Source organism: Rufibacter latericius (assembly GCF_003721515.1).
Taxonomy (GTDB): domain Bacteria; phylum Bacteroidota; class Bacteroidia; order Cytophagales; family Hymenobacteraceae; genus Nibribacter; species Nibribacter latericius.
Map to the genome: position 1 here is coordinate 155,106 of NZ_RJJD01000002.1, position 21,121 is coordinate 176,226.

The following is a 21,121-nucleotide window of genomic DNA, read 5'->3' on the forward strand; positions in this document are numbered from 1 at the left end:
TTTTTATTTATAATCTGTTTAGGGCTTGTTTACGCGAAACGCCTCCTAAAACATCATTTCAGTTTAGAACCAACAACTTTAGATAAACAAGGCCTGATCCCCATCGGGCTTTTGGAGACCGGGAGCAAAATTCTTTCCTGCCTGCTGAATTCTGGATTTAATCTTTTCAACTGAGGGAATCTGTTGCCGCCACTCCTGTTCTTGCCACCAGGCCTGCATCTTTGGATTTTGGCGGGCAAGGTCATACACACGCTTCAACACAAAAGGCAGGAGTAAGCCAACCACGTTTGTCGCCAGGGCACCTCTAATGCCGAGGTGCAACATGAGTCGCACCAACAACATGTCTTTTAATTTATTTAGTAGCAACTTAGGGGCTTTCTCCTGAACTTGTCCTTTAAGTACCAGAAGCACATGTTGGGCATTGCCAGATTCCAGTTCTTTTTGAATCCATTGCTCCACGGTGTCGCGGGTAACCTGAATTGCCTTTGGGATCTGACTTAACTTCAACCCGGCTTTGCGCAGCACCTGAACGGCAAACACATGGCTTCTCTGTAGAAAGGGGACGGGCATATGAATCGGTTTTTTTTGATGCTACGGGTAAATAGGGGCTTTGTTCAAGGGCTCTGGCTTAACTCCTTCCAAGAGAAAACGTATCGAGGAAACAATCTTGTACGTTTCCAACCTGTACCCCAATGGACTTTGATATCCCGGAATTTAAAAAGCGCTTAGATGCTGAACGCTTGAAGGGCAGTACCCCAGCCTCGGTAATCCAAACGGAAATTAGGCAAGCCGAAGATGTAAAAGCAGGCTTGTCTGAGGAAAATGACCACGCCAGTGAGTTTGTGTCCGAGGCTATCAACCGCATTGACACCTACATCTTCCAGCTGCATGAACTTGCCCAGGACTTCAACCCGGCAGATTTTGAACTTGACCAGCAAACTTACCTGAAAGATAATGGCATTCACCAACGGATTGCGAACCGGATTGATCGCCTGAAAGAGCAGGGGGAAGCAAACGCTTCCACCGAAGATTCCCTGTTAAGAGAAGGTAACGCAAACCAGGAGTAATCCCAGGGAATTCGGTAGTCTTGGTCTGCTATAAATTTAGGCTTTGGTTTAAAGCCCTTTACGTTTTAACAGGCCTAAAACAGAAAAGGAATCAGGCGAAAGCCCCGTTCTCAGAAGAGGAATTACCGGTAAAAGACTTACCCACCGTCCTGATTTTTGACTTGATTTCTTCTTTGCTGGGCAGGTGCTTGCGCAAGTCCATGGTTTCCCACCACATCCTGAACATGGGGTTTTTCTGCATCAGTTCCACCAGTAATTTCAGGATAAATGGTAAAATCACCTCCGCAGTTTTAGAAGCGGTGTTGTAATCCATTCCCATGCGAATGATGTACTTGGCAACCACCATGTCTTTCAGTTCATCGAAGAGAAAGTGGGAGTCCTTGCCCAGGCAGTTGTCTTTCACCATCTGGGAAACCAGGGGAAGGTTGCCTTGTTCCATTTCCTGGTGAAGCCAGGTTTCGGCGGTTTCACGGGTTAGTTGAATGGTGTCGGGGATGTTGATCTTGTCCATTCCTGCCTTCCGGAGCAAAGCAGTTACCTGGCGTTGACTTTGGGATAAAAACAGTAGAGACATAGTTGGTGTTGGTTTAGGTAAAGTTTTACGCCTTAAGTAACAGGTGTGTTACCCCTTTTTCTGGTTTTTAATGGTGCAGGTAAGATGTAAAACCAACTGGCGGGTTCTAAATAAGGCAAAAACCTTGAACTTACCTATCTCTAAGGCTTGATAATGAGCTAGGTATCCTTTCTGAACCATAGATTTACTTGTTTTCCCAAGGTTTTCAGAAAACAAGCCTAAAAAGGCACAATTCCTTTTTAGACCGGGTAAAAGCTACCTTTTGGGTGGTATGCTGGAGGCTAGGATAGCAGTGCAGCTCAGAAAAACGTTGTACTTTTACAGAAGAAGGGCTGAACAAACTGGTTTAGCCCTTGGTTAAAGAAGTATGGAAACATTATTTCCCATGAACTCAGAATTCCTTTCCCTGGGCGGAATCTATTGTCCAAGTCTCACGAATTATACCCGAAGAATTTCCCGCGAAGTGCGCATCGGGGAGGTTGCCATGGGTGGTGATAATCCCATCAGGGTTCAATCCATGACCACGGTAGACACCATGGACACGATGGGTTCTGTAGAACAGGTCATCCGGATGGTGGAGGCCGGTTGCGAGTACGTGCGCATTACCGCGCCCAGCGTGAAAGAGGCCGAGAACCTGGGCAACATCAAGAAAGAACTCCGCGCCCGGGGCTATTCCGTTCCGCTCATCGCAGACATTCACTTCACGCCCAATGCCGCCGAACTGGCTGCCCGTCTGGTGGAGAAAGTGCGCGTGAACCCCGGAAATTACGCTGACAAAAAGAAATTTCAGACCATAGAATACACAGATGCCACGTATCAGGCCGAGCTGGACCGGATACGTGAACGCTTTACGCCGCTGGTGAACATCTGTAAAGAGTACGGTACCGCCATGCGCATTGGCACAAACCACGGTTCTTTGTCTGACCGCATTCTCAGCCGCTACGGCGACACCCCGCTGGGGATGGTGGAAAGCGCTTTGGAGTTCCTGCGTATCTGCGAGGACCTGAACTATTATGATGTGGTGCTTTCCATGAAAGCCAGCAATACCCAAGTGATGGTGCAGGCTTACCGCTTGCTGGTGCAGAAATTGGAGGAGGAAGGCCTACAACCTTATCCGCTTCACTTGGGCGTGACGGAGGCCGGGGAGGGCGAAGACGGAAGAATAAAATCTGCCGTGGGCATTGGTACGTTGCTGGAAGATGGGTTAGGGGACACCGTGCGCGTTTCATTGACCGAGGCTCCTGAGTTGGAAGCTCCGGTTGCTAAAATGTTGATTGACCGGTACGCCACTCGTGCCGGACATACCCCTATCAAACCCATTTGCAACTTACCTTATAATCCAATTCAGTACCACCGGCGCGAAACGCGCGAGGTATTGAACCTGGGCGGCCATAACGTGCCCCGCGTAGTAGCAGATTTAAGCCGTTTGGAGGAAATCACTTACGAAGACCTTCGGCCGGTAGGCCATATTTATTCGGTGTCGCTAGACAAGTTCCACATGTCTGACCAGGGCGCTGATTACGTGTACACCGGCAGTTCACCCATTTCGTTTATGTTGCCCAACGGCCTGAAGGAGATTGTGGATTATACCGCCTGGCTGGAGGCCGAACAGCGCGAAGACCGCTATCCGCTGTACACCACCGTGCAGTTTGAGACCGCCGGAACCTGGCACCCGCAGCTGAACTTCATTCAGGTGTCCTTGGGCCAGTTAACGAACGATTTCATAGAAACGCTTCATAATCGGCCGGATGTGGTGTTGATCCTGGAAACGGAAAACGAGCACGCCATGCCCGAGCAGCGCAAAGCCTTCATCCGGCTCATGAACCAGCAGCAACCGGTACCGGTGATCGTGAAGCGTTCCTTCGAAGACCTCACCGATGAGCAAGTGCAGCTTTACGCCGCCACCGATGTAGGCGGGTTGCTCATTGACGGTTTCGGGGATGGCGTTCTGTTAAGCACCCAGGATCTGAGTTACCGTACCAAAGAAGAATGGGGTTATACCCTGGAAGGCCTGAACAAACTTGCCTTCGGGATTCTACAGGCGGCCCGCACGCGCATGAGCAAAACCGAGTACATCAGTTGCCCTAGCTGCGGACGTACCTTATTTGACCTTCAGGAAACTACAGCCATGATCCGCAAACGCACCGACCACTTAAAAGGCGTGAAGATAGGCATCATGGGCTGCATCGTGAACGGGCCCGGTGAAATGGCCGATGCCGATTATGGTTACGTGGGCGTGGGCAAAGGCAAAATTGCCTTGTACCGCGGACAAACGGTCATTAAGAAATCGGTTCCTGAGGAGCGGGCGGTAGATGAATTGATCGAGTTGATCCGGGAAGACGGGAATTGGAATGAGCCGGTAGGGGCAGAGATATAAGGAATATATTCGGTCTTGGGTAAATCATTCCGCTCTTAAGATTGTTCTCATACTATAAAGACGTTCACTAACCTGTAGATACAAGATATGAAAGGCCTTTTTGATTTCACTGAAGTGGCAACCTATTTCTTCCGGAAGAAAGACCCTAACCGTAAAACCAACTTCAACCTGCGCACCATGCACACCATCAACAAGGTGTCTATGCTGATGTTCCTGTGCGGTCTGGTGTACCTGGTGATTAAACTGATGACGCGTTAATCTTCTCCTGAAGATTTTTGATACAAAAGAGCCATCTGCCTTTCTTGGGCAGGTGGCTCTTTTTCTTTACCTTCCCACCCATGAACATAGAGGAATTAAGAGAGTATTGCCTCAGCAAACCACACGTAGAAGAAACCCTTCCTTTTGACCAGGATACGCTGGTCTTCAAAGTGGCTGGTAAAATGTTTGCCCTGTGCAGTTTGTCTAATTACGCCGGCGGAGTGGCGCTTAAATGCGACCCAGAGCGAGCCGTTGAGCTTAGAGAGCAATATCCGGCCATTCAGGAAGGTTACCACATGAGCAAAAAACATTGGAATACCATTTTGCCGGAGGCTTTTCTGCCCATGGGACTGATGACCGAACTCATTGACCATTCCTATGACTTGGTAGTGGCCGGTTTGCCGAAGAAGGTAAAGCTGGAGTTAGTTTTTTAAGGAAAACTAATCAACTAGCTTAACGGGTAGCTTTTTTTTGCGGCTTCTTCCTACCAACCCGAAAAAAACCAAACCAAGGCCCAAGGTAGCCAAACCAGCCGTGAAGCCAGCTTCATAGTTAAAGTGCCATTCTTCCCGCCATTTAGTTTTGTTTTCCAGGCCCTTGTAAACGGTGCGGCTTATTTCCTCTCCAGTGGTGGCGTGAAAGTACTGGTTTTTGTTAAAGAAATAACCCGTAGTCACTGCCAGTAACAAGGCAAAGCCCAGGAGAAGATCGTATCGTTTGTTCATGAAGGTAAGATAGGAAAAAGTACGATTCCTGTAAATCCCTTAAAAGAAATCGCCCGGCTCAAGAAGAACCGGGCGATTTCTTTCCCTTTTAGGCCTGTTTTCCAGAAATAGGGCCTGAAACGTTAGATCACTACGTTTACAATTTTACCAGGCACCACAATCACTTTCTTAACCGGTTTGCCTTCCAGGAGTTTCTGCACCTGCTCTGAAGCCAGCACCTCTCTCTCTACATCTTCTTTAGAAGTTTTCAGGTCGAAGGTCAGTTTGGTTTTTACTTTTCCGTTCACCGAGATTGGGTAATCAAAGGTGCTTTCGGTCAGGTATTCCTCTTTCCATTCAGGGAAGGCAGCGTAGGTGATGCTTTCTGAATGACCCAAACGGCTCCAAAGTTCTTCGGAAATGTGCGGGGCGTAAGGCGCCAAAGCGATAGTCAACGGTTCCAGAATAGCCTGTTTTTTCGTTTTCAAAGCGGTAAGCTCATTCACGCAGATCATGAACTGGCTCACGCTGGTCCCGAAGGAGAACCGCTCAATGTCTTCCTCCACTTTCTTGATGGTCTTGTGCAGTGACTTCAGTTCGGCTGGGGTTGGCTGCTCGTCCGTAACCGCCCAGTTTCCTTGTTCGTCAAAGAAAAGTTTCCAGAAACGGCGCAGGAACTTGTACACGCCGTCCATTCCGTTGGTGTTCCAAGGTTTAAACTGCTCCAAAGGTCCCAGGAACATCTCGTACATGCGTAGGGAATCGGCGCCGTATTCCTCCACCAGTACATCGGGGTTCACCACGTTGTGCTTGGATTTGGACATCTTCTCGATTTCAACGCCCACTACATATTTTCCATCCTCCAGAAGGAATTCTGCATCTGCAAAATCTGGTCGCCAGGCTTTGAATTTCTCCAAATCCAGAACATCGTTCTCCACGATGTTCACGTCTACGTGCAGGGCAGTTACTTCGTGTTGGTCCTTCAGCCCCAAGGAAACAAAGGTATTTGAGTCTTTGATGCGGTACACAAAATTAGACCGTCCCTGAATCATTCCCTGGTTGATCAGCTTTTTGAACGGCTCTTCCTGGTTCACTAACCCCAGGTCAAACAAGAATTTGTTCCAGAAGCGGGAGTAGAGGAGGTGACCTGTAGCGTGCTCTGAACCACCAATGTATAGATCCACGTTCTGCCAGTAATCAATGGCTTTTTTGCTGGCGAACTCCTGGTCATTCTGGGCATCCATGTAGCGGTACCAGTACCAGCTGGAACCCGCCCAACCGGGCATGGTGCTCAGTTCATACTCGAATTCTCCACGGTATTTCCAATCATGGGCACGGCCCAACGGAGGCTCACCGGTTTCGGTAGGAAGGTAGGCATCTACCTCAGGCAACACCAACGGAAGCTCGCTTTCTTCCAACAGGGCCGGAATGCCGTCTTTGTAATACACGGGCACAGGCTCTCCCCAATAGCGCTGACGTCCGAACACGGCATCGCGCATGCGGTAGTTGATGCGGGCTTTGCCTACACCCAGTTCTTCGGCACGCTGAATACCTGCTTTAATGGCGTCCTTTACTTCTAAACCGTTGAGGAAATCAGAGTTGATGATTTTTCCTTCTTTGGCGGCGAAGGCTTCTTTGCTTAAGTCACCACCGGCTACTACTTCCGGAATGGGTAGGTTGAATTTCTTAGCAAAGGCGTAGTCACGGGTGTCGTGGCCCGGTACAGCCATTACAGCGCCGGTTCCGTAACCTGCCAGCACGTAATCAGCGATCCAAACCGGGATTTTCTCCCCCGAGATTGGGTTGATGGCGTAAGAACCGGTGAAGGTTCCGGTGACGTGCTTTACGTCAGACATGCGGTCGCGCTCAGAGCGGTTCTTGGCCCAGGATACGTATTCCTCTACCTCGGTGCGTTGCTCTGGGGTGGTGAGTTCCTCCACGTATTCGTGTTCCGGGGCCAAAACCACGAAACTAGCCCCAAAGATGGTGTCAATGCGGGTGGTGAAAACTGTGATGTGTTTGTTCCCGTGGCCATCAAGAGCGAAATGCAGTTCCGCCCCAACCGATTTCCCGATCCAGTTGCGCTGCATCTCTTTCACCGGCTCGGGCCAGTCAATGGTTTCCAGACCCTGCAACAGGCGCTCTGCATAGGCAGTGATGCGCATCATCCATTGTTTCATGAGCTTCCGCTCTACCGGGTACCCCCCACGCTCCGAAACGCCGTCTTTTACCTCGTCATTCGCTAAAACGGTACCCAACTGCGGACACCAGTTCACCACGGCCTCGGACAGGAAAGTCAGGCGGTATTTCAGCAGGAAGTCTTGTTGCTCTTTCTCAGACAGACGAGCCCAGGCATCGGCAGTCACGTGTGGGGTGTCTTCGTCGCAGGCGGCGTTCACCTGGGTGTTGCCGCGCATCTTCAGCTCAGAAATTAGCGTGTCAATGGGCTCGGCTTTGTCTGTGGCGTAGTTGTACCAACTGTTGAAGAGCTGCATGAAGATCCACTGGGTCCACTTGTAGTAGCTGGGATCTGAGGTGCGTACCTCGCGGTCCCAGTCGAAGGAGAAGCCCAGGTTGTTCAGCTGTTCAATGTAGCGCTCAATGTTCTGCTTAGTGGTCACCGCTGGGTGCTGTCCGGTCTGAATGGCGTACTGCTCAGCGGGCAAGCCAAACGAATCGAAACCCATTGGATGCAGCACGTTGAAGCCTTTTAAGCGCTTGTAACGGCTCACGATGTCAGAGGCGATGTACCCCAGCGGGTGCCCTACGTGCAGACCGGCCCCCGACGGATACGGGAACATGTCAAGCGAATAGAACTTCGGTTTAGAGGTATCTATCTCGGTTTTGAAGGTTTTGTTTTCGCTCCAGAAGCGCTGCCACTTCTGCTCAATGGATCGGTAGTCGTACTCTGACATGGATTTTCGTATTGTTTGCGTCGTATGCGCAGGTTAGGTTCTTTATAGTAACAATGAAGGGTACCGGGTACCAGAAATTGTTACCTGCAAAAGTAGGGAATTTCTCTTAAGCCTTACCTACAGAGAAGGAATTGGTGTTTGAAGCCCGTTTTTATGAAAACAGGTCAAAAGCGGGAGATAATTTAATTGACATAGACGCTGGCAGGAGCTGCGCACACTACCAGGTCTTTTGAGCAGGGGTCTGCTGCGAAGTGGGTGGCTAAACCTTTGAAGATTCCAAAAGCTCACAGGATTTTGCGTTTAAGGCCTATTTTCTGAAAAGCAGGTTTAAAACGAAGTTTCTGGCATGGGTGCTGATCCCATGCCCCCGTAGCGTCTGGAGGACCTGCGAGCCTTTCCTCCAACTATAGCAAACCCGCCAGCGGATCTACTCCGTTCCAGGTGCCTTTACTGGAAAGAGGCGTAAAACGGGCAAACAATTCCTCAGAATACCAGCCTTGTGAGCGGGTGCGTTTAATGACCTCACGGTGCGCGGCTTGTCGGTATGCGTACGCCTTCATGCTGGTTTCGTCCCGCCATAGGCTGAAGGTGGCTTGCCTGATGAATGGCGCTTCGCCCAACCCAATGGAAGCAAGTAGTCCTTCGGCATGGTCCAGGCTTTTGCTGGCTTTCGGCACGTTTTTCCAAAAGTCGATGGCTTTCGTCAGTCGGATGGAGGCGCGGGTAAGCACGGCAATAGGAGCATTGGCCGGAGATGGTTGTGTTTCTTGGGTGAAGGGATTCTGGCCGCTCCACAACCCATGCGCTTGCAAAGGCTGCAGGGCCAGGGTGTACTGCTCTTCGGTATGCTGCCTGTAGTCCTCTAAAAGCGGGTGGCCCTGAAAGAAATCCTCGGCGGCAAATGGGCTTTCCCAAGTGGCCATGAGCCCGTACCGGTACCAGTTGGGAGATAGGCTGAAACCACGGCCCTTTCCACTGCCTAGCAACTTGAAAAACTTCAGGCCTTTAACTTTCTGCAACGGCCGTACTGAGGTGCCCATCTGGGCCAGTCCCCAGCGCCAGTGACCAGATTTTATGCCAAAAAGGGTTAAGGTGGTATGGACAGGGGAGGAAGGAGTGGTTGGTGTCAAGCCGTGTGAGATGATTTGTTTAGAGTCTGTTTTTCTAAAAGTAGCCCAAAAGTGGGAGCGGAACAAACTACCGAAAGGGCAAGAAAAAAGGGAGCCGAAACTCCCTTTCGGATCTAAGAACTATAAATTGATCTTTTTGTTTTCCCCGGGTTTGGCGGGCTCTCCGGTCAGGGCTGCCTTAACCACTCCGTAGAGGTGCACTACGGCACTATTGGGGGTATCCCAGTACTCGGCCTGGTCAATGGTAACTTTTATCAGGCCGATATTCGGGTCTTCTTTCCCATCGGGGAACCAGGCTTTCAGGGCAGGATTCCACAGCTCGTCTATTTTCTGTTGATCCCGAAGGATCTGTGCGTGGCCAGACACCGATACATACAAGGTATCATTGGGTTTGGCGTAGCTCAGGTTCACGTGGCTGTCTTGTTTGATCTCATGTGACTTGCCCGACTCGTATCCGGTGAAGAACCAGATGGTACCGTCTTCCTGAACGGTCATGTGGCGCATGGGCCGTGACCGGATGGTGCCATCGGGCTCCACGGTGCTGAACATGGCGGTATCTATGTCTTTGATTTTGCTTATCAGGGCTTGCAGGTCTCCCTGTTTCTGGCTTTGTTGGTTTTCCATAGTTAGATTAGGTCATTAAATGCTTTAAAAGAATACGGGCGGTCCTTTGCTAGGGTTCCTTTTGCCGCCCTTTGATCCTTCATAACCAGAATCCGTACCTTTGGTTTAAACGTTTACTTTGAACTACCTCGCCCACTTATTTCTTTCCGGTAATGATGAAGACCTGCGTCTGGGAAACTTCATTGCCGACAGCGTGCGCGGGGCCCAGATTTTGCTTTACCCATCGCGGGTGCAACAAGGAATCAAACTCCACCGCCAAATAGATGCCTTCACCGATTCGCACCCGGTGGTGGCCCAAACCAAGGACCGACTTCGCCCCAAATTCAGGAAGTACGCCGGGGTAGTCGCCGATGTTTTCTATGATCATTTTCTGGCTTCGGGGTTCCTCCAATACAGTTCTGTTCCCCTTAATTCCTTTGCCGCTGAGGCTTATCACCAGATTTTGAATAGGGACGACTTGCTTCCAGAGCGCGTGCAGCATTTTCTTCCGTACATGGTCAACCAGAACTGGCTGGTGTCTTACGCTCAGATTACCGGTATCACCAGAGCATTAACTGGTTTGAGCCGACGAACGACTTTTGAATCAAACATGGAAAGTGCAGGAGAGGAACTCGAGGTGAATTACCCTTTATACCAGCAAGAATTCGATCGGTTTTTTCCAGAACTGCAAGAGTATGTACGCCAGGAGATTCTTCTTATCAGTGATAGATAGAACTGAAGGATCGTTTTAGGGGTGTTTTTCAGAAAACAAGGTATAAACGAAAAAGGCGAACCTATATGGGTTCGCCTTTTATATTCCAAGATCAGGAAGTCAAGGGAGAAGACTACCTAAATTTTTTTTCTTTCGATTAATGATGATGGCCGCCTTCGCCGTGCACGTGGCCGTGGGAGATTTCCTCTTTAGTGGCTTCGCGTACGCTGATCACTTTTCCTTCAAAGTGCATGTCCATGCCGGCAAGCGGGTGGTTGAAGTCCATGAGTACGTGGTCTTGCTCTACGCTCACAATGCGGCCCTGCATGTGGTTTCCTTCGTTGTCAGACATAGGAATGTAGTTGCCTACCTGTACCATGTCTTCGTCTATTTTTCCTTCTACCTCAAACACATTCTTCGGAACGGGAACAATGGCAGACTCATCTAAATCGCCGTAACCTTCATCAGAAGCTACCGTGAATTTAAAGGAATCGCCGGCTGATTTCCCTTCCAGTTCCTGCTCAAATTTCTCCGGCAGGCCGCTTACACCAAACAAAAAGACCATTGGATTTTCTTCGTCGGCGGTCTCCACCAGGGTGTCTTCGCCTTCTTCGTTGGTAACGCGTAGCTCGTAGGTGAGCGACACCACTTTGTTCTCTTCTATTTTCATTTGGTGATAGGTTTATAAATGATAGAATGTAAAGGTAAATATTCAGTGGTAAGTACCATGCCTTAAAGCAAATTGTTACGAAGAACCAGTTGAAAGAAACCTGTCTGTTCTGTTTTTTAGCGGTTTTTGTAAATTAAAGCCGGAAACAGGAAGCCCATTACCTTATTTGAGATCAGGTCAGCTTTTCATAAAAAACCGTCAAACCACGTCTACTTATAATGCCTCTAACGAAACGGTTGCGGCAAAGGATTTATTCGAGGTCGGTGGAGATCAGTTCCCAGGCGCTTCGGTAGGCTCCAATGTTTTCGGCGTAAGTCAGGAATTCCTGGTAAAAAGGATGTTGCCCCAACGTGGCGCTGTCACCTACAATTACCATTTTCTTTTTGCCCCTAGTCATGGCTACGTTCATCCGCCGGATATCCGCCAGGAACCCTATTTCACCTTCTGGGTTGCTGCGCACCATACTGATGTAAATGATGTCGCGTTCCTGACCCTGGAAGGAGTCTACCGTACCCACTGAAAGTTGTCTTCTTGCCTGCATGGCCGCTAATTTGGGCTGATGCTCTACCTGGTCGTTCAGGTAATTGATCTGGGCGCGGTAGGGCGAGATAATGCCTATACGAAGGGGTTTCTCGAGTAACTCTTCGTCTTTGCCTACAGGCTCGTACGGCATGAGCAGGTTTAGCAAATGCTTGATCAGGACATCAGCCTCCTCTGGGTTTGCCGTACTGCTGCCTTCGCCAATGGTTTGGTCGTTGAAGCCGCAACCAGCCGTATCAATAAATTCTACAATTAGGCCGGGTTCAAACACCGGGTGCACATCTGGGAGGGTGGCGGTGCGCACACTTTCGTGGGCCTGCAACTCACCGCGGTAGAACTGACCGTTTGAAAAGCCCATGATGTGTTCGTGCATGCGGTACTGAGTGGTGAGCATCACGGCGGTCTCGGGTTGGCGTTCAATGCACTTCTCAAACAGGGTCCGGGCCAAGCCGCCCCGCTCAGCGGCAATGGATTTCACCGTGGGCGGTAACTGATGATGGTCACCGGCCAGTACCACCCGGTTGGCACGGGTAATAGGAATCCAGCAGGCTGGTTCCAGGGCCTGGGCGGCTTCATCGATGAATACGGTATCATACTGCAAGTGCCGGATAGCACGGTTAGCCGAACCCACCAGGGTACAGGTAATCACCTCCACGTGGTCCAGTAGATCCTCGGTGATGTAGTCTTCAATGTCGTCTGCTTGGTCCAGGATGCGTTTGCTTTCCTCTTTCATGAACTGACGCTGCTGCCGCTCTTCGTGTCCGAAGTTACGCTTGAACTGCCCCGCCATGGCCTTGTATTCCTGAGCCGTTTTCCGAAGTTTCTTCAGTTGCTTGTAGTCTCGGTGGTGCATGATCTGGGAATCGAGGGTATGCTCCAACAGCACCTCCGATACCCGTGATGGATTTCCGATGCGAATCACATTGACTCCTTGTTCGGCCAGCTTTTCGGTGAGTAAATCCACGGCGGTGTTGCTAGGGGCTGTAACCAAAAGTTTTTTCTCTCCGGCTGCCAAAGTCTGTAGAATTGCCTGTACCAGCGTGGTGGTTTTTCCGGTGCCAGGGGGGCCATGGATGATGGCCACATCTTTGGCTTGCATGATGTTGCGCACGGCTGCATTCTGCGAATCATTCAAAGCAGGGATAGGAGAGAAGTCGCGCTCGCGGCGGAAGATGGCAGGTTCGGCTCCTAAAATAATATCGCGCAGTTGAGCCAGACGGGTCTTCTGGGCTTCCATCACCTTCATGAGGGCAAACTCCATCTCGCGGTAGCTCACCTCGTCAAAGGTCAATTCCACGCCCATGCGGGAGCCGCCTTCAATCCAATCGGGGAGGTCTTCGCGGGAGGTAGCCAGGCGCAGTTTGTTCCGTTTTACTTCCAGCACCACGCCGTTGAGGGTTCCGCCCTCGCCGTTGGTAAACAACGCCGCCGAAGAACCGGCCTGGAACATGTGCAATTGGTCTCGGCCGGAGATGCGCTCCAGTTCCACCACCATCTTGTTGCCAAATCCCACCTGTTGTTTGATCACGTTCACCGGGTACCAGCAGATGCCCAGGCGTTTGCGTTCGGTGATGCTGGTTTGGGCGTTTTTGAGTTGATACTGCTTGCGGTCTTCGTCCTGCTCCAGTTTCAGGAGCGCCCGCACGTCTAGTAATTCGTTTAAAATTTTATCCATTGTTGTTGTGGTGTCACGTAGCACACATCGGTATCAGGAATAACAAAGTACATGAGCCTATCTCTTGAACTGTGCTTCCTGCTTCTAAATACGATTGCTACGCAAAGAATGAATGGCCGCAGTCCTGGCATTTATACACGGTAGTGCCCGCGTAGATTACCTTTTTCCACCAGGGCAATTTGCCTTCAGGCCATACGTATACGGAGCCGCACCTAGGGCAGGTTTGCGCCTCATTTTTGATTTGGGCTTGTTTCTGGGAAAACTCCTCTAAAACAGGTTGGGCCGCGGCTAGGTCTTTTTTCTGAAGCTGAAGTTGGTAATACAGACCATCTCCGAAGGGAAGGCTGGGAGGACCGCAGGTTTTGACTAATGCCATTACGCCTACAAGGGTAAGAGCATTGTACAGCCCGATAGCCTCGGTATAGGTCAGGTACTTGGCGGCCGGTACCAGGCGTTCACTCATGCCTTCACGTGATTCTCATCACGGATGCTGGACAATTGGTTTCTCAGCCGTACAATATAGACCACCAAACCTATGCATAGGAAAGCGAAGAAAGCGGCAATGGCATCGTGCTCGAATTTGGCGTCTTTTGAGGTTTGCAGTTCCTCTTCCAGATCCTTTACCTTGCGGTCTTTGTTTCTAAGCAGATTTTGGGCATTGGACAACGAGGACTTCAGGTCATAGATATTATCGGTGATTACCCGTTTATCGCCTTGTACCTGACTGTTCAGTTTCTTTGATTCGGCTTCCAACTCGGCGGCACGCTTGGCTACAGCCCTACGGGTTTCCAGGTTAGCTTGCTCAACCGCCTGAATGATCTGCTCATCTTTCTGCAGTACTTCTTTCAAGGCTTCCACCACAGCCAGCAAGTCTTCTTTGGATGCTTTGCCCCAAAAGTTGTTTCCCTGGGTTTTTAGGTAGTCATACTTCAATACCAATTGCTCCCGCTCGGTGATGAGCCGATCAACCTTAGATAGTCTTTGCGTTACCTGAGAAGGCTTTTGCCGGGTAGTATCGGCCTTTGCTGGGGTTGGCTGAGTAGTTTCCTGGTTTGCCTGAGCCGCCGTGGTCTTAGCCGGTGCTGGTGAAGGACTAGGAGTGGCAGGTTTCTGCTTTTTTATGAGGGCATTCACCTTCGCGCCCATGTTGGAATCTTGTTTCTTCACAACCGGGGCCGCCTGACTGCCAGCCGGAGGTGTCGCCAAGGTTTGGGCCATTGTTGTCCCATAAGGTAACAGCATACTAAAAGTGAGCAGGGCAGGGAAAACGATCTTCATAAATTTAATAGGCAACTAATAAAACTCAAACAGGATTCTACCCCTATGGCAAACTTCGTACTAAAGAATTAAGTTTTGTAAAATTACGCCAAAAAACGACAGAAGCCTTCCTTTCTTCTTCCAGGTCTACTTCCTTAAGCTTGTTTCTCATGACAGGTACAAAGGTATCTAAAACCTTACACCATCAGCAAACAGGAGGATTGTAGGTAAATAACACTAAGATATGAAAATATTTCAATTTCATGTCTGGTTGATGCGTGTAGTATGGGGTTTACGAAGAAGAAATTTTATCAATAAAGGTTCAGAAATTCTAATTGGGCAAACGCAATAATTTATAAAAAGTAAGGTTGGTTGCTTTTGATTTAGGTTTATAAAAGAAGGTCCAAAAAGCAAATGAGTTAGGACAAAGATTTCGCAGACTAATCAGTTATCCACCATGCACTTAAAGGTTTAACTAGGCAGCCGGCCTCTTTTTTGGCAACCAAAATAAAAAGCCCCAGAAGAATTTCTGAGGCTTTTTATTTTAATTATCGTTGAACCGGATGCGGCTCCTGTAACTGAAGGACCCGGCTGGTGTGGGCCCTTAACTCTTCACATAGCTGAGGATTGTCGTCCAAGTGAACCCCGAAAGAAGGAATCATTTCCTTTATCTTGTTCTGCCACTCAGGAGATTTCGCTTTCTGAGGGAAACACTTGTTGATGAGGTTCACCATGATGGACACCGCGGTGGAAGCCCCGGGAGAAGCCCCCAACAAAGCGGCAATAGAGCCATCGGCCGCACTCACCACCTCGGTTCCAAATTCTAAGACGCCACCGCGTTTCGGGTCTTTCTTGATTACCTGTACGCGTTGACCGGCAACTTCTAGTTCCCAATCCTCTGCCCGGGCAGTTGGCACGTATTCCCGAAGGGCCTCTAAACGATCCTCCGGCGATTGCCTTACCTGATTGATGAGGTATTTGGTAAGCGGAATATTGGTATACCCGGCGGCCAACATCGGCCGGAGGTTGTTCATTTTGATAGAGAAAGGCAAATCAAAGAAAGAGCCTTTTTTCAGGAATTTGGTCGTAAAACCAGCGTAAGGTCCGAAAAGAAGGGCTTTTTCTCCATTGATCACCCGGGTGTCTAAGTGGGGTACAGACATGGGCGGAGAGCCCACGGCTGCTTTTCCGTAGACCTTAGCCTGGTGTTGCGCAATGACTTCTGGGTTGGTGCATTTAAGCCACTGGCCACTCACGGGGAAACCTCCGAAGCCTTTTCCTTCGGGAATTCCTGAAGCCAGCAGAAGGGGCAATGAGCCACCACCAGCGCCAATGAACACGAATTTTGTACGGGCACGGCGTTTTTGGCCGGTAGTCAGGTCTTTGATTCTCACGCGCCACAAGCCATCGTCTTTGTGCCGGAAGGAACGAACCTCATGGTTGCGGTACAGCTCAACGCCGCCCATTTCTTTCAGGTGCTTGAACAGTTGACGGGTCAGGCAGCCGAAGTTCACATCAGTACCCACTTCCATGCGGGTAGCGGCCACTTTCTCCTTGGGATTGCGGCCTTTCATGATGAGAGGCATCCACTCGGTGAGTTGGTCATAATCCTCTGAGTATTGCATCCCCTGGAAGAGGGGAGATGTGGTCATGGCCTGGTAGCGTTTGCGCAGGAAAGACACGTTCTTTTCACCCCAGACAAAGCTCATGTGCGGCACGCTTCTGATGAACATCTTAGGGTCGGCTAGAATGCCTCTTTCAACCAGGTACGCCCAAAACTGGCGAGACTGCTCAAACCACTCGGCAATGACATCGGCTTTAGAGATATCAATAGAACCATCTGCCTTTTCGGGGGTATAATTCAGCTCGCAGAAGGCCGAGTGACCGGTACCTGCGTTGTTCCAGGCATCTGAACTCTCAGAGGCAACCTCGTCTAAGCGCTCGTATATTTCTATTGTCAGATCCGGTTGCAGTTGCTTCAGCATCACGCCTAAAGTGGCGCTCATAATACCAGCGCCAATCAACACTACATCTGGTTCGGTTACTATTTTGTCCATGATTTCCTTTTATGTACTTCCTAGAGTACGAAGAAACCAACAGAAAGTGTTTTGCCCAAAAAGGAAGTTGTAAAATGAACGGAACTTCTGATAATGAACTCCCCTGGGAAGACTAAGAATGATTTTAGCCTTTGACTATTACTTTGATAGGTACACTAGATTAAGATGAGTGGTATACCGCCTGAAAGTTGCTATCTATTTGACTGTGCCTCCGAAAATCCCTTCTTAATGAAAGGCATTAAAACAATTAAAATTGGTTTTGCTTGAAGATGTTTTTAAGATCTAAAGAATGGCCGATTTAATATAGTATTGGCTTAATATTTGTGGTTTATGCAGGTACCCGTTTCTTCAATTTTTAAGGCTGTTTTCTTAAAAACAGCCTTAAAAATGAATTCTGGAAGGGGCCTTATACTTATTGTTCAGTTCAATCCTTCTATTCTCCTCACCTTAAAACCACCTACTATGAAAAAAGTACTGATGGCGCTCTTATTCATCTTCTGGCTGTCTAACATTTCTTTTGCCCAGGATCAACCCGCTAAAAGAACCGAAGAGTATTGCGATGCCTTTATGTGGGAAAAGACCTTCGGGAAGCAGTTTTACATGTCCGTTGACTTTGGCAATGCACAACAGAAACGCGGGGAAAAATTGCTGGACACCTCCGGTAACCCCTTGGAATTTATCTCGCCTATTGATGCTTTGAATTATCTAAACCGACAGGGCTGGGAATTGGTGCACGTCTACGTTCTGCGCGAGGACAAAACAGATTACCGCCACTATGTAATGAAGCGGAAAGTGAGCGTGCAGAATTAAATTATTGTAATAACCTCCTCTTAGTTTTTAGCTTGTTTTTTGAATTTCGGGCGGAAAACCAGGAGGAGGTTATTTACCCTCTTCTATTTCTTGTCTTCTCCATACCTAATGCTTTCTGCAGGGAAGGGGCTTCTTGGCTTTTAATCAGCCACTTCCTCTACAAACTCCCATTCCTCCACACGTTCCTCCTCGAAATAATACACTACGCAGGTGATTTTACTAAAAACTAATTCCCGGAATAAGGCCGCATAGGAGTTTAGGTTGTTCATGTATTCATCTTTAGCAGGTGGTAGTTTGTAGTCAATAAGCGTTACGTCACCGTTCTCCCCGAAGACAATGCGGTCTGGTTTGTAGCGGTTGGTGCGCACATCCAGGACTTCGCGCTCGTTCTCTACCGTCATAGCGCGGCTGAAATACCGTTTCATTTGGGGGTGTTCGAGCACGTGCTGCACCATCTGGGTGAGGGTAGGCAGTTCGCGCTGTGAAATAATGCCCTGGTGCACCAACTGCCGAAGGGCTTTGGGCGCTTCCTCGGCGTAGGTGATGCGGGCGAGGGCGTAATGAAGTTTCCGGTTCCAGCGGCGGTGCTCCTGCTGGGTCTCGAAATCGAAGACGTTGTTGGCGTGCTGCTTCAGTTTCAGGTTCTGAGCCCAATCAGCGGAAGTGAACTTGTCCAGCACGTAAACTTCCTCGGTAATTGGTTTGTGGCTTACGGCTTGCTGCGCGCCTTTGGCCAGCTGATAGCAGAACTGACTTTCCTGCCAAAGTTCCTTGCTTTCCAGGTACCGGTACAACCAATAGCTTACGTTCTTCTGGGCGTTGGCTTTCTTGAAATCCTGGGCCTTGCCAATGAGGTAAAGCCGGTCCACGGGGCGGGTAAGGGCCACGTAGAGCATGTTCAGGTTTTCAATGAAGGTTTTTTCCAACTTTTGGGCGTACTGCTCGTGTAAGGCTGTCTGCTCCAGTTTTTTGTTAAGGGTTACCACTGCCGTCCGGAGTTTTCCGCCTGCAGCCACACTCTCGGGCAGCGTACCCCAGAGCAAGGAAGAGGTTTGCGGTTCCAGGCTCCAGTCACAGAACGGCACAATTACCACGGGGTAGTCCAGGCCCTTGCTTTTGTGGATGCTGGTAATGGTGATGGCGTCGCGGTCTTTGGGTGTATTGATGCTTAAGTTCTCCTTGTGCAAATCCCAATACTGAAGAAAGTTATTGAGGTTGTTGCTGTACTTGAGCGTATATTCCAATATCAGATCCAGGAACCGGAACAGGTACTCGCACTCGTTGTTCTTGCCTAACAGATCAAACACCCTGATCAGCTTTTCGGTGAGTTCATAAATGGACAGGTTCCCTGCATCGCGGTAGGCCAAATCAAAACCCTGTTTCTGCAGAAACCGGAAGAAAGGGTCAATGCTGGGTTCAATGGCCAGCTCCGCAATTTTACCCGTTGTAGCATTATCTGGTAGTTCCTGATGCACCACTTTGTAGACCAGGTACAAGGCCTGAGACCTTGCCAAACTGTTGGCGGGTTGGTTCAGAATCCTGAAGAAGGCAATGATCAGGTTAATTACCTCGGCAAACTGCAGGGAAAGCGAATCCTGAGAGATGATGTCGTACTTTTTTTGTTTCAGGAAGTTGGCTACCAATTTGCTGTTGCGGTTGGTGCGGCTCAAGATGGCAATGTCCCGCGGCGCATAGCCTTCGGATTGGGCCTGTTGCACCATCTGCAGCACCAGTTGCAAGGTGCTTTCCTGGTAGGTGAGGAGGTCATCTTCGGCGTAGCCTTCGTAGATTTCCTCTGTTGGTCTGCAGGTGTCTAAATCATGTTTGTAGGGCGGTACTTCGTCCTTCGTAAACAATACCTGCAGATGGGCCTTGCCTGTTTCTTTTCCTTCCGGCGACTTTTGCCCGAACTGTTCATCATAAATGGCCTGCAACAACGGAAACTGCGGATTGCTCTGGCTAATAAACCCGAACAGTTCGTTGTTAAAGGTGATGATCTCCGGGGCGCTTCTATAGTTGGTGTTCAGGTGGTCTGGGGTGAGGGTCCAACGCAGGGTGTCGTACCGGGGAGCCACGTTTTCCTCGAAGCGCGAGTTCTGGTACAAGTGGTGAGTCTGGTTGCGGTGCAGGTGCAGGATCTGTTCCATCTCGCCCCCGCGCCACCCGTAAATGGCCTGTTTGGCATCGCCCACCACCATGTTGAAATTATCGCCCGCAAGAGCGTTCTCCACTAGCGGCAGCAAGTTGTTCCATTGCAAAACGGAGGTATCCTGAAACTCGTCAATGAGAATGTGCTGGTACCGCTCACCCAACCGCTCATAGATAAACGGAATAGGTTCCTGTAACACTATCTCGGTGATGCGCTTGTTGAATTCGGAAATGTGCACCAAGTTCTTGTCCAGCTTTATTTCCTGGATGCAACGGTCCAGCTCACTCAGCACACTTAGTTTATACAGGTGCGGCAGCATGGCAGAGATGAGGATGTGGTTCTGCGTCTCGCGCTCTTGCAGTTCCTCAATCCCGCGGTAGAGTTCAGCCAGCCGAGGCTTAATTTGATCCAAGGCTACCTTTGCTCCGGTACTGGCTTTGGCACTGGCCCACTTATCATCGTTCACGGTTTTAGCGGCGTTGCTGTTGGCAATGGTAATGTCAAAGCCGCTGTTCCATTTTCTGAAGTAAGAATAGATACCGTTCTTGCCGTAAGACATTTCCTCGGGCATGATGCCGTGGCGGTCAATTAAGTCTGAGGCTTCCTGCGCCAGCGTCTGGATTCGTTTCTCTACTTCTACTTTTTGCGTGTACAGCTCGCTGCGTATCTTCTTGAAATCTTGAAGGGTAAGCTGGCCTATATCAAGCAGATGTTCATAGGTCTGTTCGTTCAACAAGTTACGGGCGAAATCGGCTAGTTCATCGGGGAGAACGTTCCAGCTACGGCCTTCCTCGGCTTTTTCTAAGGCGTACTGTTGCAAGGTCTCGGCGAGCAGGCGGTTCTCTTTTTGGGTATTTACTTTGTTCAGGAGCAAACTAACGGCGGTACTCAAAAGTGTTTGGGCGTCCATGTCCACCTCAAAGTTGTGGGGCAGCTTCAGCTCGGTGGTAAACGCGCTCACTACACGGTTCACAAACGAGTCTATAGTGCTTACCGCAAACTCAGAGTAATGGAAGAGGAGGTGGTCAAACACCCGTGCCGCCCGTCCACGTAGTTGTGCTTCGGTCAGAAAAGGTTGGTCATAAATGCCTTGTATCCCTTTTAATATGTTTAGTAGAAGGTCGTCACTTTCGACTTTAGCCTTTCCAGTTAGGTGGCTTTCGTTGAAGCTGCGCAAAGCACCCAGGATGCGGTTCTTCATTTCCTGGGCCGCGTCGTTGGTGAACGTAATGGCCAAGATGTTCTTGTAATAGGAGGGATCTTCGCTCTGCAAGGCCAACTTCAGGTACTCTTTGGTAAGCTGGTAGGTTTTGCCGGACCCGGCCGAGGAGGAATATATCTTAAAGGTTGAAGGCACTTTATGGAATTAAGATTTGGGAATTAGGAATAAAGAATTTCAGCTGCCCCGAAGGAAATTTGCCGCTTTCAAACTGTTTTGACGAAAATAGGGAAAAAAGAGGAGAGCAGGGGTGAAATGTTCTTTCTGTAGTTTGTGGTTGGTTTCAGGTAGTTGCCTTGGCTTTTTTGTTATTACTTGAGTGTATGCAGTTTACTATTCCCTGGGCTTGTGGCTTTTTGCGTAGGTGCAGGTGCTGGGTTGTTCCATCTTTTCTGGTAAGCGCT

The 21,121-nt window shown here is 49.6% G+C and carries 18 protein-coding genes; 6 read left to right on the plus strand and 12 right to left on the minus strand.

All coding sequences use genetic code 11. The features are described from left to right. Nucleotides 1-78: 78 nt before the first annotated feature. Nucleotides 79-570 carry a hypothetical protein gene (locus EFB08_RS04580; protein ID WP_123125752.1) on the minus strand — a complete coding sequence of 164 codons (492 nt, stop codon included), beginning with the start codon at nt 568-570 and terminating at the stop codon, nt 79-81. 122 nt (nt 571-692) lie between these two features. Between EFB08_RS04580 and EFB08_RS04585 the strand changes: the two genes are divergently transcribed. After that, nucleotides 693-1,067 (plus strand): hypothetical protein, encoded by a 375-nt coding sequence (locus EFB08_RS04585; RefSeq protein ID WP_123125753.1) that lies wholly within the window; start codon nt 693-695, stop codon nt 1,065-1,067. Between the two features lie 91 nt (nt 1,068-1,158). Here the strand turns inward: EFB08_RS04585 and EFB08_RS04590 are convergent, their stop codons facing one another. After that, nucleotides 1,159-1,641, minus strand: a complete 483-nt coding sequence (locus EFB08_RS04590; RefSeq protein ID WP_123125754.1) for a hypothetical protein — start codon at nt 1,639-1,641, stop codon at nt 1,159-1,161. Nucleotides 1,642-2,008: 367 nt separating this feature from the next. Between EFB08_RS04590 and ispG the strand changes: the two genes are divergently transcribed. The 3 genes from ispG (at nt 2,009) to EFB08_RS04600 (ending at nt 4,710) form a co-directional block, all read left to right on the plus strand. Further along, a complete protein-coding gene (gene ispG / locus EFB08_RS04595) occupies nt 2,009-4,018 on the plus strand; it encodes a (E)-4-hydroxy-3-methylbut-2-enyl-diphosphate synthase (RefSeq protein ID WP_227006215.1) in 2,010 nt (669 codons plus the stop codon). Nucleotides 4,019-4,105: 87 nt separating this feature from the next. Then, the gene (locus EFB08_RS23430; RefSeq protein ID WP_165864802.1) at nt 4,106-4,276 is read left to right on the plus strand and encodes a DUF6728 family protein; all 171 of its coding nucleotides are present in this window, start codon (nt 4,106-4,108) and stop codon (nt 4,274-4,276) included. A gap of 80 nt (nt 4,277-4,356) precedes the next feature. Further along, nucleotides 4,357-4,710 (plus strand): MmcQ/YjbR family DNA-binding protein, encoded by a 354-nt coding sequence (locus tag EFB08_RS04600; protein ID WP_123125966.1) that lies wholly within the window; start codon nt 4,357-4,359, stop codon nt 4,708-4,710. 6 nt (nt 4,711-4,716) lie between these two features. Here EFB08_RS04600 and EFB08_RS04605 read toward each other — a convergent pair whose 3' ends face one another. The 4 genes from EFB08_RS04605 to EFB08_RS04620 form a co-directional block, all read right to left on the minus strand. Continuing rightward, on the minus strand, nt 4,717-5,001 hold the full coding sequence (locus tag EFB08_RS04605) for a hypothetical protein (protein ID WP_123125755.1): 285 nt from the start codon (nt 4,999-5,001) through the stop codon (nt 4,717-4,719). A gap of 122 nt (nt 5,002-5,123) precedes the next feature. Further along, complete coding sequence (gene leuS / locus EFB08_RS04610; RefSeq protein ID WP_123125756.1) at nt 5,124-7,895, minus strand: leucine--tRNA ligase; 2,772 nt, start codon at nt 7,893-7,895, stop codon at nt 5,124-5,126. 404 nt (nt 7,896-8,299) lie between these two features. Continuing rightward, a complete protein-coding gene (locus EFB08_RS04615) occupies nt 8,300-9,025 on the minus strand; it encodes a spheroidene monooxygenase (protein WP_123125757.1) in 726 nt (241 codons plus the stop codon). 120 nt (nt 9,026-9,145) lie between these two features. Further along, nucleotides 9,146-9,649 (minus strand): pyridoxamine 5'-phosphate oxidase family protein, encoded by a 504-nt coding sequence (locus EFB08_RS04620; RefSeq protein ID WP_123125758.1) that lies wholly within the window; start codon nt 9,647-9,649, stop codon nt 9,146-9,148. Between the two features lie 118 nt (nt 9,650-9,767). Between EFB08_RS04620 and EFB08_RS04625 the strand changes: the two genes are divergently transcribed. Beyond that, complete coding sequence (locus tag EFB08_RS04625) at nt 9,768-10,361, plus strand: acyl carrier protein phosphodiesterase (RefSeq protein ID WP_123125759.1); 594 nt, start codon at nt 9,768-9,770, stop codon at nt 10,359-10,361. 136 nt (nt 10,362-10,497) lie between these two features. Here EFB08_RS04625 and EFB08_RS04630 read toward each other — a convergent pair whose 3' ends face one another. The 5 genes from EFB08_RS04630 to EFB08_RS04650 all read right to left on the minus strand — a co-directional run bounded on the left by EFB08_RS04630 (nt 10,498) and on the right by EFB08_RS04650 (nt 16,539). Continuing rightward, a complete protein-coding gene (locus EFB08_RS04630) occupies nt 10,498-11,010 on the minus strand; it encodes an FKBP-type peptidyl-prolyl cis-trans isomerase (protein ID WP_123125760.1) in 513 nt (170 codons plus the stop codon). Nucleotides 11,011-11,260: 250 nt separating this feature from the next. Then, entirely contained in the window at nt 11,261-13,225 is a 1,965-nt protein-coding gene (locus EFB08_RS04635) for an AAA domain-containing protein (RefSeq protein ID WP_123125761.1), read from the minus strand. Between the two features lie 97 nt (nt 13,226-13,322). Then, complete coding sequence (locus EFB08_RS04640) at nt 13,323-13,688, minus strand: hypothetical protein (RefSeq protein WP_123125762.1); 366 nt, start codon at nt 13,686-13,688, stop codon at nt 13,323-13,325. Further along, nucleotides 13,685-14,503, minus strand: a complete 819-nt coding sequence (locus EFB08_RS04645) for a hypothetical protein (RefSeq protein WP_125077646.1) — start codon at nt 14,501-14,503, stop codon at nt 13,685-13,687. Before EFB08_RS04645 ends, EFB08_RS04640 begins: the two co-directional genes overlap by 4 nt. A 527-nt stretch (nt 14,504-15,030) precedes the next feature. Next, nucleotides 15,031-16,539 (minus strand): malate:quinone oxidoreductase, encoded by a 1,509-nt coding sequence (locus EFB08_RS04650; RefSeq protein ID WP_123125764.1) that lies wholly within the window; start codon nt 16,537-16,539, stop codon nt 15,031-15,033. 462 nt (nt 16,540-17,001) lie between these two features. On the opposite strand from EFB08_RS04650, the gene EFB08_RS04655 reads away from it, so the two are divergent. Further along, nucleotides 17,002-17,349 carry a hypothetical protein gene (locus EFB08_RS04655; protein ID WP_123125765.1) on the plus strand — a complete coding sequence of 116 codons (348 nt, stop codon included), beginning with the start codon at nt 17,002-17,004 and terminating at the stop codon, nt 17,347-17,349. A gap of 140 nt (nt 17,350-17,489) precedes the next feature. Here EFB08_RS04655 and EFB08_RS04660 read toward each other — a convergent pair whose 3' ends face one another. Then, nucleotides 17,490-20,855, minus strand: coding sequence for a UvrD-helicase domain-containing protein (locus EFB08_RS04660; protein ID WP_123125766.1), 3,366 nt, complete (start codon nt 20,853-20,855; stop codon nt 17,490-17,492). Nucleotides 20,856-21,121: the final 266 nt, after the last annotated feature.

Bases quoted from the DNA above. Each gene is read 5' to 3' on its own strand.
- EFB08_RS04620 (WP_123125758.1), bottom strand. From the start codon at position 9,649: ATGGAAAACCAACAAAGCCAGAAACAGGGAGACCTGCAAGCCCTGATA.
- EFB08_RS04655 (WP_123125765.1), top strand. From the start codon at position 17,002: ATGAAAAAAGTACTGATGGCGCTCTTATTCATCTTCTGGCTGTCTAAC.
- EFB08_RS04580 (WP_123125752.1), bottom strand. From the start codon at position 570: ATGCCCGTCCCCTTTCTACAGAGAAGCCATGTGTTTGCCGTTCAGGTG.
- EFB08_RS04590 (WP_123125754.1), bottom strand. From the start codon at position 1,641: ATGTCTCTACTGTTTTTATCCCAAAGTCAACGCCAGGTAACTGCTTTG.
- EFB08_RS04585 (WP_123125753.1), top strand. From the start codon at position 693: ATGGACTTTGATATCCCGGAATTTAAAAAGCGCTTAGATGCTGAACGC.
- EFB08_RS04605 (WP_123125755.1), bottom strand. From the start codon at position 5,001: ATGAACAAACGATACGATCTTCTCCTGGGCTTTGCCTTGTTACTGGCA.
- EFB08_RS04640 (WP_123125762.1), bottom strand. From the start codon at position 13,688: ATGAGTGAACGCCTGGTACCGGCCGCCAAGTACCTGACCTATACCGAG.
- EFB08_RS04635 (WP_123125761.1), bottom strand. From the start codon at position 13,225: ATGGATAAAATTTTAAACGAATTACTAGACGTGCGGGCGCTCCTGAAA.
- EFB08_RS04650 (WP_123125764.1), bottom strand. From the start codon at position 16,539: ATGGACAAAATAGTAACCGAACCAGATGTAGTGTTGATTGGCGCTGGT.
- EFB08_RS04630 (WP_123125760.1), bottom strand. From the start codon at position 11,010: ATGAAAATAGAAGAGAACAAAGTGGTGTCGCTCACCTACGAGCTACGC.
- leuS (WP_123125756.1), bottom strand. From the start codon at position 7,895: ATGTCAGAGTACGACTACCGATCCATTGAGCAGAAGTGGCAGCGCTTC.
- ispG (WP_227006215.1), top strand. From the start codon at position 2,009: ATGGAAACATTATTTCCCATGAACTCAGAATTCCTTTCCCTGGGCGGA.
- EFB08_RS04645 (WP_125077646.1), bottom strand. From the start codon at position 14,503: ATGAAGATCGTTTTCCCTGCCCTGCTCACTTTTAGTATGCTGTTACCT.
- EFB08_RS04600 (WP_123125966.1), top strand. From the start codon at position 4,357: ATGAACATAGAGGAATTAAGAGAGTATTGCCTCAGCAAACCACACGTA.
- EFB08_RS23430 (WP_165864802.1), top strand. From the start codon at position 4,106: ATGAAAGGCCTTTTTGATTTCACTGAAGTGGCAACCTATTTCTTCCGG.